Consider the following 14,418-nt stretch of genomic DNA (forward strand, 5'->3'; position numbering starts at 1 on the left):
TGAATCTGCTCGCTAGAATGAGTGATTCAGACAGTTTAATCTTTTTACGGCTTAACTACGTAAGCCACGCCCTGTTTCTACAAGGTACCAACAAATGCCATATAAAACGACAATAAATAAGATTAAAATGGTCATAGAAATACCAATTGGCACATCTTGAACCCCTAGGAAACCGTAGCGGAACCCAGAAATCATGTAAACAATCGGATTAACTTTTGAGACAGCTTGCCAAAATGGCGGCAACATGGAAATGGCATAGAAAACCCCACCCAAATAGGTTAAAGGCTGTAACACAAAGGTCGGCACAATCGATACATCATCATAGGATTGCGCAAAAATACCATTTAACAAACCAGCTAAAGAAAAAAGAATCGCTGTCATCAATAAAGTCATGATGACCATCAGCCAAGAAACAACGTGCAATGGCACAAAAAATAGAGAAATGATGGTGACTAACGCACCGACCAAAATACTACGACCAACGCCACCAATCACAAATCCCCAAATAATCACATGAGTTGGAACTGGCGCCACAAGAATTTCTTCGATATTTTTCTGGAATTTTTGTGAGAAAAAGGAAGATGAAACATTGGCGTACGAGCTTGTAATGGCTGACATCATAATTAAACCTGGCACGATAAATTCCATATAAGAAAAACCGCCCATGTCGCCAATTCTCCCGCCAATCATTTTCCCAAAAATCACAAAATATAAGGACGTCGTAATTACTGGCGGTACCAGTGTTTGGACCCAAATCCGTAAATAACGGTTGGTTTCCTTCACAGCTAAACTTTTTAAAGCAGTAAAATACAGACTAAACATGTTGATCCTCCCTTTGGTACGTATCCTCGGTAATCTTCAAGAAGAGCTCTTCCAAACGGTTGGACTTATTCCGCATTGACAAAACTTTGATTCCTTGTTGACTTAGCTGTTCAAACAAGTGATTGACACCTTGGTTTCGTTCCACTTCCACCGCTAACGTTAACTCGTCCTCAAATACGCTTTGATAGCCTTCAATAACAGGCGCCTGCGTATAAGGTGCTAAATCAAAAATAAACGTTTCAAATTGTAATTTTGCTAACAAGTGCTTCATGCTGGTGTTTTCAATCAATTCACCAGACTGAATAATCCCAATGTTGCGACACAACATCTCAGCTTCTTCTAAGTAATGGGTCGTCAAAATAATCGTGGTTCCCTGCGCATTTAACTCTTGTAAAAAGGCCCACATTTCACGGCGCAATTCAATATCGACACCTGCAGTTGGTTCATCTAAAATCAATAACTTCGGCTCATGCATCAGCGCGCGAGCAATCATCAAGCGACGTTTCATTCCGCCAGAAAGCATTCGCGCCCGTTCGTTCCGTTTTTCCCATAAATTGGATTGTTTTAAATACTTTTCACTCCGTTTCATGGCTTCTTTACGAGACACCCCATAATAGCCCGCTTGATTGACCACAATCTGCTGGACCGTTTCAAACGGATTGAAGTTAAACTCCTGCGGCACTAACCCAATCTGTTGCTTCGCCCGCACCATCTCCGTATCTAAATCATACCCAAAAATTTTGACTTTCCCCGAAGTCTTATTAACTAACGAGGTCACAATCCCAATCGTCGTTGATTTTCCTGCGCCATTCGGTCCCAAAAGAGCATAAAAATCGCCTTCTTCGACTGTTAAATCAATCCCCCGCAACGCTTCAACACCTGAAGCGTACACTTTGCGTAAATCTTGTATCACAAGAGCATCAGTCATTCGTAACTCTCCTTAATGTATAAATATTCATGAGTATTATTGTAACACTTCTCGATAAAAACGGGGGTTATTTTGATTAAATTTCACAGTTTTGCTTAGCTATTTTTCAGCAACAAACTAGCCAACGATTAACGTGTTTATTTTGACTTGAAACTGTTTAAACAGTTTCAAGAGCGTTAAAACCTTTTCAAATCAAGGATTTAGAGTTCTTTTTTTTTGGCACAGAACTTGCTTTATATAAAAGTGAGGTGAAAAGAATGAAAAGAAAATTTTTAATTGCTAGTCACGGAAACTTAGCGAAAGGCTTCCAAAGTTCCTTGGATATTCTCGCAGACAAAGGAAAAGAGCTGGCGGTCATCAATGCCTATGTGACTCCTGAGGACTACACGCCAATTATTCAAACGTTTCTTCAGTCCCTTGGCGCAGAAGAACAAGCTATTATTTTAACAGATTTATATGGTGGTAGTGTCAATCAAAAAATTGTTCAAGAAGTCATGACGACAAAACTAGACAATGTTTTTATCATTTCCAATGCCAACTTAGCCATTGCCTTGTCGCTGATTTTCTTAAAAGAAGGCGAAAAGCTAACCAAAGAAGATATTCAAGCAGCAATTGCTGAAGCACAAATTCAATTCGTTGAATTAAACCCATCAAATGAAGAAGAAAACTTTTTTTAGGAGGAAATTAAAATGATTACACAAGTACGAGTAGACGACAGATTAATTCACGGCCAAGTAGCCGTAGTTTGGACCAAAGAATTGAATGCCCCCTTATTAGTTGTAGCGAATGATGAAGCAGCCAAAAACGAAGTAATGCAAATGACGTTAAAAATGGCTGTCCCTAATGGCATGAAACTATTAATTCGCTCAGTCGATGATGCGATTGATGTCTTTAATGATCCTCGTGGCAAAGACAAACGAATTTTTGTAATTGTGAACAGTGTAGCGGATGCTACTAAAATTGCGAAAAACGTGACAGATATTGAAAGTGTGAATGTTGCCAACGCTGGCCGCTTTGATAAATCAGATCCAGCCACCAAAACAATGGTTTTCCCGAGTGTCCAATTAAACCCTGAAGAGTTAGAAGCTGCCAAAGAATTAGCCAGTTTGACTCACGTGGAAAGCTATAACCAAGTACTGCCAACCAACTCAAAATTAAGTCTAAAACAAGCCGTCAATTAAAAGGAAGAAAGGAAGAAATGAACAATGCTTATGCATGCAACAATGGCAGCCTTAGCTGTATTTATCTGTTTTGCTGGGAATTATTTAACTGGTCAAAGTATGATGGAACGTCCCTTAGTCGTTGGATTAGTCACAGGAATTTTAATGGGCGACATGAAAACAGGGGTCTTAATGGGGGCCTCTTTAGAAGCAATTTTCTTAGGAAATGTTAATATCGGTGGTGTTATCGCAGCGGAACCTGTAACTGCGACTACTTTAGCCACAACGTTTGCAATTATTTCAAATGTCGAACAAAAAGCCGCCATGACGTTAGCCGTACCAATTGGGATGTTAGCCGCTTTCGTGGTGATGTTTTTAAAAAATGTCTTTATGAATATCTTTGCTCCTTCTCTTGACAAAGCAGCACGTGAAGGCAACCAAAAAATGGTTGTGACACTGCATTACGGAACGTGGATTATTTATTATTTAATCATCGCTTCGATTTCATTTATCGGAATTTTAGCAGGAAGCGGGCCAGTAAATCTGTTTGTTGAAAGCATTCCACAAAATTTGATGAACGGCTTAAGCGCAGCTGGCGGGCTTTTACCTGCCGTTGGGTTTGCTATGTTAATGAAACTGTTATGGGATAATAAATTAGCCGTCTTTTACATTTTAGGCTTTGTTTTAACCGCGTACCTACAATTACCAGCCGTTGCGGTAGCGGTCATCGGGACAGTAATTTGTGTCGTGAGTGCCCAACGGGATGTAGAATTTCGCGACATTCTAAAAAGAAAACCTGCGGCGTCTTCTGCGGTTGAAGGCAGCGCGAAAGAAATCGAAGAGGAGGACTTTTTCGCATGAAGTTAAAAGAGAATTTATCTAAAGAAGAGAAAAAAATGATGCGCTCTGTTTTCTGGCGTTCTTGGACGATGAATGCTAGCCGGACAGGAGCTACACAATACCACGCAGTGGGTGTCATGTACACTTTACTCCCAGTTATCAATCGTTTTTATAAAACCAAGGAAGAACGGGCCGAGGCATTGGTGCGTCACACCACTTGGTTCAATGCAACCATGCATATCAATAACTTCATCATGGGGCTCGTTGCTTCGATGGAAAAACAAAACAGTGAAGACGAAAACTTTGATGCTAGCTCTATTACAGCGGTTAAAGCCTCACTAATGGGGCCACTTTCAGGCATCGGTGATTCCTTCTTCTGGGGCATCTTACGTGTTATTGCTGCAGGTATTGGGATTTCATTAGCCAGCACTGGTTCGCCATTAGGGGCGATTGTCTTCTTACTTTTATACAACGTTCCTGCGTTCCTGATTCACTATTATGCGTTGTATAGCGGCTACTCAATCGGTGAAAGTTTTATCCAAAAAATGTACGAATCAGGCGGAATGAAGATACTCACAAAAGTATCGAGTATGCTAGGCTTAATGATGATGGGCAGTATGACTGCTTCGAATGTAAAATTCAAAACGATTCTTGAAGTTTCCGTTAAAGGAAGCGAAGACGTAGTTAAAATCCAAGACTATTTGGATCAACTATTCGTCGGTATCGTACCATTAGCCGTGACATTACTTGCTTTCTGGCTATTACGCAAAAAAGTCAATGTTAACGTAGTGATGTTTGGCATCATGTTCTTAGGCATCTTGCTAGGATTACTAGGCATCTGTTAAAATTGAAACAATAAACATTTAATTATTAAACACTTAGAGCCTGAGACAAAAATCCAAAGTGATTTTTATCTCAGGCTTAAAAGCTGATAAACGGCGGGAACAGAAGCAACCCCTTTCCCGACCTCTCTTTTGGAAGGACGATGAATCATGCGCTTGGAGACCTACCAACACTTAGTTGATATTTTAGAAACCAGCAACACCCCGATGAGCACACAAGAAATTGCCACAAAAATTCAATTAAGCCGCTCGGTAACCAGCTTATACTTAAATAAATTATTGGAAAAAGGTGAAGTCCAACAAACGGGAAAAAAACCCGTTTATTGGCAATTAACCCGTGCAACAACCCCCACGACCGATGTGTTTCGACAATACATCGGTAGCCAAGGCAGCGCCAAAAAAGCCATCGAACAATGCAAAGCCGCTATGTTGTATCCCCCATTGGGTATGCCTTTATTAATCCATGGAGCCAGTGGCGTCGGCAAAAGCTTTTTTGCAAAACTGATTTATGAGTATCTAAAAAACGAACAAATCATTGGCCTGGAAAAATTCTACACCTTTAACTGTGCCGATTATGCCAACAATCCCGAATTGCTATCATCCATTCTCTTCGGCCATACCAAAGGCGCATTCACTGGGGCTGAATCAGAAAAACAAGGACTCTTGGCCCAAGCTAATAATTCCGTACTCTTTTTAGATGAAGTACATCGATTATCCAACGAAAACCAAGAAAAACTCTTTCAGTTTATGGATACAGGGACCTTCCGCCCTATTGGTGAAGAAGGAAAAATGGTGCATTCCAAGGTCCGGCTACTATTTGCGACCACCGAAAACCCGAAAAAAGTCTTATTACCAACCTTTTATCGCCGAATTTCCGTAATCGTCTCACTTCCGAACTTCAAAGAGCGCCCCATTCGAGAACGGATTGCGATTTTGAAAAACTTATTCCACCGAGAAGCGAAACGAATGACCAAAGACATCAACGTGGACGAAGAAATCTTTACGGCATTATTAGAAAATGACGAACCTGGCAACGTGGGAAGTTTATCCAACAAAGTGCAGCTCCTTTGCGCGTCGCAATTACGAAAAACTTTGCCCAATCAACCCGTCGTCATTGGCGATGCGACTCAACCAATGATTACGATTCCTTTAGACAAAGAAGTGTTAGAAGAAGACACACTTTCTTCCGATATTTTCGCAACATTTGAAGCTTTATTTACAAAAGAAAAAACACTGGCCCACTTAAAAACTGAACTGACACAATTCATTAAATATTGTTTAGACGATGAAATAACCTTAGAAAATGATTATTTTTTACAAAACCTAGTCACGGAAGTCCAAACCAAAAACAAACTAATTATTAACCAACCTGAACAAACTGAAAAACCGATGAAAGATGTTGCCAAATTGCTGAAAATTTTACCGCCAACATTTAACGAAACAATGCTCCTTCCAGTCCAAGCACAGTTAAAAGAACACTATCCGCGAACGGTTTCCCTCGTGAAAAACTTAGTCAGTCCGCTGCCAGAAGAATACCGTTTCTTGACAGAGGTACTCTTATCTGTATTACTTAGCGGAGAAATTTCTGAAACGATTCCTTACCAAGCGCTCCTCGTGGCGCATGGTGAATCGACTGCCACAAGTATTCAAGCCGTTGCCAACAAATTATGTGGTATCTATATTTTCGATGCGATTAACATGCCCTTAACCTCCTCCGTCCGAGATATCGTCGCCGAAGTTAAAGACTGGCTTTCTCAGCGGGACACATCACAAGGCGTCATTATGCTCGTCGATATGGGTTCCCTGACACAACTTTATAAAAGTTTGAAACCGCAAATTCTTGGAGAACTTTTGGTGATCAACAACCTGACCACTGCCTATGCGTTGGAAATTGGTCATCAATTAATGAACGAACAACTTTTCTATGGTATTGCTAAAACCGCTGAAAAAAAATTTAAAACCGATGTACAGTACTTTGAAGGCTTTTCAGTGGAAAAAAATATCATTGTCTCTAGTATTTCAGGTCTGGATATTGCCAAGCAAATCAAACAAATCTGTCAAAAATACCTGTATACTGATATTAAAGTCATTACTCTAAAATACAAAGATTTGGTAAACACGTTAGACATTGCCAACGCCGAAGAAAATTATTTAAAAGAAACCTCGCTCATTTTGACGACGTCCTACTTAGACAATCATACGAATGTTGCTAGCGTGAATCTCTTAGACATGTTAGACGAAGATGCAGGAACCCAGTTGATGGAACCTTTCCAAAACTTGATGCATCCCAATAACATTGATAGCATGATTAACGAATTTGTTCACTTCTTCTCGAAAGAAGGCTTGTCAGAAAAACTAGAATTTCTAAATCCTGACGTCATTATTAAACAAGTCGAAAACGTTACAAAAAACATTGAAAAACGCTTCGACCTCACACACAGCGGCAAAATGAAATTTAACTTAATGATGCACAACGCGCTCATGGTAGAGCGGACAATGCTCGGCGTTGAAGACTATGAAATCCCTGCTAACCTAGAGGAACTAACCATTAACCAAAAACCATTTTTCCAAAATGCTAAAAACATTTTCTATACTCTAGAACAGTTTTATCGAATAGAGATTTCCAACTGGGAACTCTATGTGATTTATGAAATTTTGTCTTCTCGGTGAGAGTTATAGGAAGAGTCTCTTTTGTTCAGATGATTACCTTAAAATATAGCTAGTGGGCCATAAGTCATTTCGACTTATGGCCCACTTTTTCAATACATACAAAAAAGACACTTTCTCACAACGAGAAAGTGTCTTGAAATCGTATAATCACATATCTAAAAAGTAACAGTAAATCTTAAACTAATTATTCATTAATAAAAATTAAATTTTCTTGAAGCATTTTCTTCAATTTGTTCAATATAATAATTAACCTCATCTGAATCTTTAAAAATAGTATACATTTTTTCATACACCTCTACAGACACTCTTGACTGCTTTGACATTTCTTCAATTAACTCTTTTAAATTACTAGGTGTTTTCAAAATGATGGTGAAATACTGTATTAAAAATATATACTTTAAATTCCACATTAGTTCTTTTCGAGCTATTCTTTTTTTCTTTTTTCCATATACTCTTGATTTTCTATTACAAATTGCTTTACAGAATAGTGGAGTGTATACCCAATCATTGAATAATTTTCTTCTGATAGTATATCTATAAGAATAAGGTGCCATTGAAAACTGTCTTATCAATTGTTGCTCAATTGTTGAATAACCTCTAAAATATTTTCTTTTTTTCGATTCAATATCAAGAGTGATCTTATCCTTAAATATTGAGGGCTTTTCCCATTTCATTTTTAAGTCAACAAAACTAATGGTATTACTCTTACTTTCAAAAAAATTTTTATCTTCACAATATAGCACAAAGGACAAAAGTTTTTTTTGATTATTTTTGAGAATGTTTAAATTGCTATTATCAGGTTTTGGATGTTCCATATTCAAGGTGACTTCTCTATTCTTATTTAATTCTTTTAATACCACACTAAAACTTTTCAAATCGAAATAATCTTTAATTACCGAAAAATATTGTATAAAGCATGCTATCAACGAAAAAACACTAAGTATTACTTTAGTCATAAATGAATTGAAATTAAAAGCTCTTACTATTGGTATTAAGATAAAAAGAACTATTGTTTCAATTAATATTACATAATTTTGAACTAGTAAAAACCATGCACTTGAATTGTATATAAAAAATTGAAGTAAATTCAATTCTTTTTCTAAATCTTGATCCATATTTGCACTATATATCAATCCACCAAATAAAAAAAGGCTGACATTCAAAAGAAACATAAAAAACGTTACATTTTCTCCTGCACTAAGAACTAACATAAATATAATTGTATAGCTTAATAAAATTATTCTCAATTTTTTCTTTCTTACGTCTTCATCGCTAAACCCTAGCAAATTTAGCAATAGCGCACTAAGAACTGTAAATATCGTAATGAATTGCTCAGGATCTTTCCTTATATAATCAAACATTTTTTCAACTCCTTTTAAAGATAAAGCGTCATATCTGTTGTGTCCGTAATATCTAAGTATCTTTTGCACATGAAGAATAACCTCTGCCTTCTCAACAGATCCCTACCAGTTTCATGATTCTTTCCAAACGAGTTCATAATATTCTTAATTTATCTCTTAGGCCAAAGTGTTTAGCAAATTCTCAAAGACAGTCATACACTCTTTGTATTTTGACTTTATAATTTGCAATTATCGAACAAAATTTTTCTACATTCTTGACCAGTCACTCTAAATTCTATAGATTGGTAATTGTTAGACCATATTTACACTTTAAATCATACTAATCCTTATCTAAAAGGCAAACAATTCAAAAAAAAGCTTCTTGTATCATTTTTCTGTCTAAACGAAGTTATTAGATTTCTATCTGTGGTTCATTTGAATATATCATCTATTTGTTCACTTCCAGTTCTCAATACTTTATAATACCACTTCTCGTCTAAGTAAGTCTATAAAACTAGGTAAAACAACAAAACTAGAAAGAACTGAATCATCCTTCCTATTTAAAACTCTTTTCTACTTAGGTACAAAAAAATTTAACATACTAGTTATGATTTACTAAATGCTACACAAATTATTTGAGTTTTCGAATATGAAGGAAACAACATTAAACCTTACAAAAACTTTATGAAACTAGTTATCTATACCAATCAATTCACGAAATATACAATTCTTAAAAAACATCCGAAAAAAACCTATAGCTTTCCTACTAAGTTGATCAATGAAAAACTCAAATAAAAAAAGTTGTATGAAAAGTAGTCAAACAAGCAAGTTGAAATCATATAATTATCTTGAATAAACAAAAAATATAAAAGCTAAGTCTTAGTCTGCATCGAAGCAAAAATGGTAAAGAACTACTCCTAATTATTCCCTCAAAATTAAAATACTCGTAAATAAATCAAAAAAACACCTTCAAAAAAATAGAAGGTGTCTTGGAACATTTACATATAAGATATATTAACGTTTTGAGAACTGTGAAGCTTTACGGGCTTTCTTAAGACCTGGTTTTTTACGTTCAACCATACGTGCGTCACGAGTAAGTAACCCAGCGCGTTTTAAAGCAGAACGGAAGTCAGGATCTACTTGTAACAATGCACGAGCGATTCCGTGACGGATAGCTCCTGATTGTCCAGCATAGCCACCACCGTTTACGTTTACGATTACATCGTAAGCGCCTTTTGTTTCAGTTACGCCAAATGGTTGGTTGATAACTTCACGCAAGTCAGCATGTGGAATATATTCTTCTACGTCTTTTTTGTTTACAGTAATTTTACCAGTACCTGGTACTAAGCGTACGCGGGCAACTGCATTTTTACGACGGCCTGTGCCGCTATATTGTACTTGTGCCAATGAATTTCCCTCCTTAAATTAAGTTCGTGATATCTAATACTTCTGGTTGTTGTGCAGCATGTGGATGCTCAGCTCCACCGTATACGTTCAATTTAGTAAATTGTTTACGTCCTAAAGTGTTTTTAGGTAGCATACCTTTTACAGAAGTTTCGATAAGACGGCGAGAGTTTTTGTCGCGTAATTCACCAGCAGTCACTGATTTTAATCCTCCAGGATACATTGAGTGACGGTAGTAAATTTTGTCTGTAGCTTTTTTACCTGTTAATTTTACTTTATCAGCGTTAATTACGATTACGAAATCTCCAGTATCCACATGTGGTGTGAATGTTGGTTTATTTTTACCACGTAGTACAGAAGCAACAACTGCTGATAGACGTCCTAAAGGAACATCTGTTGCATCTACTACGTACCATTTACGTTCTACTTCGCCAGCTTTGGCCATATATGTTGTACGCACGTTTCTTTCCTCCAATTTTGTTTTCGATGTTTGACATACACTTGAGTTTCCGGGGCTCATTGTGGGGCAAACAATACCATTTAATATTTTACCTTCAATCACTGATAAAGTCAATGTTTTTCTGCGCTTTCAGAAAATAGATTTTCACTTATTTTTTTGTGCCTTTTAAACAGAAAAAAACCGCCAACGTCAACGTCAGCGGCTTTGGGAGTTGTTTTAAATTATGCGTCAATACCAGGCGCTTTGCCAAGTTTGGCTTGTAACATCCAAATATTTTTTTCGATGTCTGTTTTGTTTGCGATGAAAATGTCTTGTGTGCAGTCGTCGCCTTCTTCACCAGAAACTTCGATTCCTTTTGCGTAAAGGTCTGCTAAGTAACGGTAGCCTGCTACTAATTTTTCCATACGTTCTGGAATGGTGCGGTCCCAGTTACCAATTTCATCTTCAATTTTTGTATTTTCTGCGAATTCACGCAATGTTGAGAATGGAGAGCCGTCCAATGTGATTAAACGTTCTGAAACAACATCTAATTGCTCATTGATTTGATCCATGTATTCATCCATTTGTGGGTGAAGTGTTAAAAATTCAGGTCCACGCATATACCAATGTGTTTGATGAATTACCACGGAAAATTGGCTTAAATCTGCAACGAGTTGGTTCAAAATTTCTTTTGTTTTTTCAAATTTCATTCTTTGTCATCCTCCTAAATATTATTTCTACACTCTTAGTGTAATATGAATTGTGAAAAAAGTACACTGAAAACCTTTCTTTTTTAAAATTATTATCAAATTATAATAATTACAATTAAGAATCTAATTAATTTCCTGAAATCGCTGTTCTTTCATCCGCAGTGACGACTTTTTGTTCCGCTTGAGTGAGGATTGTGTCGAGTGCCTCTGTCAACTGGTCAGTATCTTCTTTTCCTGTGACGAAAGCTAAAAAAAACTGATTAAGTCTCAGTTGCTCCACTGCCGGTAAATACCATTGCCCTTCTACTTGCTTAACCGTTAATGGCAGTTCAACTGGCTCATGGCTGACATTGATTTGTCGGATTTCTTTTTTTAAAACGGCTAACGTGTGCTGCATGTCTAGCGCTTGTGTCGCCTGTTGCGTTTGCTGAAGAAGAGCAGTGGTTGTATCTTCAATCGCCGTCACAAAATCTAAGCCCTTAATCTGAAAAGTGATTGTCGCTTGTCCATTCAATTCTTTCGTGGCTACTAGTTGATATGACGCTTTTTTCTTCACTTGAGCCAGTAATTCTGCGCTAAGCTTCTGGGCTTCAGTTTCGGTGACTTCAGCGTTCATTTCTTTTAAGCTATTGAAAAATTGCTTCTGGAACTGTTGACGGCTCGTCTGCAAATGCTCCGCCAAGACTTTCGGTTCACGAAAAGTTTGAGAGAATGTCGCTGTCTTTTCTTGATAAATAAAGTAATCTACCAACTGTTGCGCTGCTTTTTCGCCGGAACGAGACGGTGCACTGCAGCTTGCTAACGCCCCAATGAATAACAGAAATAGTGGTAGTAGCTGCTTCTTCATTCCTCATCCTCATTTCCTCAAGTCTTTGTCTCTCTTCTAGTTAAGCAACTTCTCAGCCATTTGTCAAAGCTATTTACTATCAATTATTTGCGGAATTCTGCTAATTTTTGATAACTTTGTGCTAAAACTTGTTGGGTTTCTTGAAAAACAGGATACAGTTCTTGATAAACTAGCAATTGATCCGCTCGTGGCGTGACCGTTTCATGAATCAGCACCTGTTGCGCCGCTGCTTGTAAATTTGGTAACTGCCCTAAGCCTTGCCAACCTAGCAAAACAGCGCCTAATGCCGAAGCTTCGGTACTATCAGTGAACGATAACGTTTCTCCCAGAACATCAGCCATGATTTGACGGAACACAGGGGAATCAGCAAAGCCGCCTGTCGCCCGAATCTCCTGAACGGGTCCACCGAGTTGTTTCAAATCTTCTAAAATGGTTTTTAAATTGAAACAGATTCCTTCCACCACCGCTCGAGCTAAATGTCCGGCATGGTGATTTTTGCGCAAGCCAATAAAACTTGCGCTCGCCTCTGCATTCCACAGCGGTGCTCGTTCACCTAGCAAATAAGGATGAAACAGTAAGCCATTTGCCCCAGCTGGCACGGTTGCAATTTTGGCCATAATTGGGTCATAGAGATTGGTCCCGTTTTGGATAGCTTGCTGACGTTCTTCTGCAAAAATCGTTTGGCTCGCCCAATCTAACGCAACTGCACCATTACTACTTGCGCCACCAATCACCCAGTGCTGTTCATCTAGAGCAAAACAAAATGTTTCACCTTGCGGATGCAAAAAAGGTTCTTCGACAATATACCGAAGTGCACCGCTCGTACCAACGGTCAAAGTCGCTACACCCATTCCTAGCGCTCCCAAACCTAAATTAGACAACGGGCCATCCGCACCACCAAGAACTAAAACCGTTTCCTCCTCAACACCAAGCATCTCTTGCCAAGAAGGCGCTAACGCTGGAAAAATGAACGTTGATGGGGCAACTTTTGGCAACTGTTCCTCCTCAATAGATAAATACGCTAAAATCGACGATTCCCATTGTCGCGTGTGAATATTAAATAAACCCATTCCTGAAGCACTACTATAATCTGTCCAGTATTCGCCAAAGAAACGGTAAAAAATGTAGTCCTTAATCCCAATAAACTTGGCCGCGCTCTGCGCAACGGCTGGCTGATTTTCCTGCAGCCAGCGAATCTTGTACAAAGGCGCCATTGGATGAACTGGCATGCCTGTCAATTGATAAAACAATTGGGCCGCTGGCGTTTCTTTTAACGCTTCCGCATAATCAGATGCTCGTGTGTCAGCCCAAGTAATCACTTGGGTCAATGGGCGTCCTTGCGCATCCATGGCAATTAAGCCATGCATCGCTGAAGCAAAAGAAATGAGCCCAATTGGTTGATTCTTCACTTGTTGTGTGACGGTTCGAATACAGTTCACCACAGCTTGGAACAGCGTTTCTGGGTCTTGCTCCGCCATTCCTTCAGTCTCTTGAATTAATGGATAACGCACATAGCTAGAAGCTACGACTGTGCCATTGGGTTGAAAAGCCACTGCTTTGGCTTGCGTAGTGCCAACGTCGACACCAATCGCTAATTTTTCCATTTGATTCCCTCATTTCTTGTTTCTTTTATTATTCCTAACAAAAAAAGATTTGTCTAGTCAAACGAAAAAGTTTAAAAAAAGCGTAGTTTATTTTTAAGGAGGTAACCTATGTTTTTCTTGAATCTCTTTTTGATTGGTGCCTGTTTCGGTTCTTTTTTATGCTTAGTGGCGGAGCGCTTACCAGTAGGGCGTTCTTTGTGGTGGCCCCCTTCCCACTGTCAAGGTTGCCACCAGCCTCTACAACTCTATGAATTAATTCCAGTTGTTTCGATTTTGCTGCAGCGCTTTCGTTGTCGAAAGTGTCAACAGCCAGTAGCTAAGAGTTATCTTTTAGCAGAACTTGTCATGGGCGGGTTAACCGCAAGCTGTTTTTCAGCTGGCCTGACGATTGATGCTTTGATTCTCTGGTGGTGGCTGACGAGTGCTTTCACATTATCCTTGATTGATTACTGGTATTTAGTGGTTGAACCGAAGATTCTTTATCCTAGTTTTCTTGTGCTTTGTTTGCTGAAAATGGCGGGTCAGCATTCGTTTTACTTACTGACTGGTCTTTTTTGTTTTTGTTTTTTCCAAGCCGTCTTACATTATTTTCCGGAAGCCATGGGGCGAGGGGATCTTTTGTTACTGGGTTTGTGGGGCTGTTTTTTACAGGTACCTCAGTTGCTGATGCTACTATTTTTTGCCAGTAGTTATGGCCTAATCTATGGCTACAGCTGTAAATTTTTGGGGTATCCAGTTGAACAGACACTTCCCTTTGTCCCCTTTTTAAGTTTGGGCTTACTCACAATCAGTTGCTTATAGCAAATAAAAAA

The 14,418-nt window shown here is 38.5% G+C and carries 14 protein-coding genes; 6 read left to right on the forward strand and 8 right to left on the reverse strand.

Features of this window, described 5'->3' with window-relative positions; genetic code table 11:
• Positions 1 to 51: 51 nt before the first annotated feature.
• Positions 52 to 822 (reverse strand): ABC transporter permease, encoded by a 771-nt coding sequence (locus PYW42_RS13580; protein WP_002354811.1) that lies wholly within the window; start codon positions 820 to 822, stop codon positions 52 to 54.
• The gene (locus tag PYW42_RS13585; protein WP_002354809.1) at positions 815 to 1,750 is read right to left on the reverse strand and encodes an ABC transporter ATP-binding protein; all 936 of its coding nucleotides are present in this window, start codon (positions 1,748 to 1,750) and stop codon (positions 815 to 817) included. Before PYW42_RS13585 ends, PYW42_RS13580 begins: the two co-directional genes overlap by 8 nt.
• Positions 1,751 to 2,007: 257 nt before the next feature.
• Here PYW42_RS13585 and PYW42_RS13590 point away from each other — a divergent pair, with 257 nt between their 5' ends.
• From PYW42_RS13590 to PYW42_RS13610, 5 genes are all read left to right on the forward strand, one after another.
• Complete coding sequence (locus PYW42_RS13590) at positions 2,008 to 2,427, forward strand: PTS sugar transporter subunit IIA (protein WP_002411247.1); 420 nt, start codon at positions 2,008 to 2,010, stop codon at positions 2,425 to 2,427.
• 12 nt (positions 2,428 to 2,439) lie between these two features.
• Entirely contained in the window at positions 2,440 to 2,931 is a 492-nt protein-coding gene (locus tag PYW42_RS13595; protein WP_002354800.1) for a PTS system mannose/fructose/N-acetylgalactosamine-transporter subunit IIB, read from the forward strand.
• Between the two features lie 24 nt (positions 2,932 to 2,955).
• Positions 2,956 to 3,771: a PTS mannose/fructose/sorbose/N-acetylgalactosamine transporter subunit IIC gene (locus tag PYW42_RS13600; protein WP_002365419.1), complete on the forward strand. Its 816-nt coding sequence runs from the start codon at positions 2,956 to 2,958 to the stop codon at positions 3,769 to 3,771.
• Entirely contained in the window at positions 3,768 to 4,595 is an 828-nt protein-coding gene (locus tag PYW42_RS13605; protein WP_002360964.1) for a PTS system mannose/fructose/sorbose family transporter subunit IID, read from the forward strand. The genes PYW42_RS13600 and PYW42_RS13605 overlap by 4 nt, the downstream gene beginning before the upstream one ends.
• A gap of 147 nt (positions 4,596 to 4,742) precedes the next feature.
• Positions 4,743 to 7,262 carry a sigma 54-interacting transcriptional regulator gene (locus tag PYW42_RS13610; protein ID WP_275063414.1) on the forward strand — a complete coding sequence of 840 codons (2,520 nt, stop codon included), beginning with the start codon at positions 4,743 to 4,745 and terminating at the stop codon, positions 7,260 to 7,262.
• 191 nt (positions 7,263 to 7,453) lie between these two features.
• On the opposite strand, the gene PYW42_RS13615 is transcribed toward PYW42_RS13610, so the two are convergent.
• From PYW42_RS13615 to PYW42_RS13640, 6 genes are all read right to left on the reverse strand, one after another.
• On the reverse strand, positions 7,454 to 8,623 hold the full coding sequence (locus PYW42_RS13615) for a hypothetical protein (protein ID WP_010816210.1): 1,170 nt from the start codon (positions 8,621 to 8,623) through the stop codon (positions 7,454 to 7,456).
• Positions 8,624 to 9,616: 993 nt separating this feature from the next.
• Positions 9,617 to 10,009, reverse strand: coding sequence for a 30S ribosomal protein S9 (rpsI, locus tag PYW42_RS13620; RefSeq protein ID WP_002354786.1), 393 nt, complete (start codon positions 10,007 to 10,009; stop codon positions 9,617 to 9,619).
• 13 nt (positions 10,010 to 10,022) lie between these two features.
• Positions 10,023 to 10,451, reverse strand: coding sequence for a 50S ribosomal protein L13 (rplM, locus tag PYW42_RS13625; RefSeq protein WP_048670019.1), 429 nt, complete (start codon positions 10,449 to 10,451; stop codon positions 10,023 to 10,025).
• A 236-nt stretch (positions 10,452 to 10,687) separates the two neighbouring features.
• Complete coding sequence (locus tag PYW42_RS13630) at positions 10,688 to 11,155, reverse strand: Dps family protein (protein ID WP_002354782.1); 468 nt, start codon at positions 11,153 to 11,155, stop codon at positions 10,688 to 10,690.
• A 127-nt stretch (positions 11,156 to 11,282) separates the two neighbouring features.
• Positions 11,283 to 12,002 carry a DUF5105 domain-containing protein gene (locus PYW42_RS13635; RefSeq protein ID WP_002389476.1) on the reverse strand — a complete coding sequence of 240 codons (720 nt, stop codon included), beginning with the start codon at positions 12,000 to 12,002 and terminating at the stop codon, positions 11,283 to 11,285.
• 83 nt (positions 12,003 to 12,085) lie between these two features.
• Entirely contained in the window at positions 12,086 to 13,606 is a 1,521-nt protein-coding gene (locus PYW42_RS13640) for a gluconokinase (RefSeq protein WP_002368499.1), read from the reverse strand.
• A gap of 108 nt (positions 13,607 to 13,714) precedes the next feature.
• Between PYW42_RS13640 and PYW42_RS13645 the strand changes: the two genes are divergently transcribed.
• Entirely contained in the window at positions 13,715 to 14,407 is a 693-nt protein-coding gene (locus PYW42_RS13645; RefSeq protein WP_002389394.1) for a prepilin peptidase, read from the forward strand.
• Positions 14,408 to 14,418 lie beyond the last annotated feature (11 nt).

This window comes from Enterococcus faecalis, assembly GCF_029024925.1.
Classification (GTDB): Bacteria; Bacillota; Bacilli; order Lactobacillales; family Enterococcaceae; genus Enterococcus; species Enterococcus faecalis.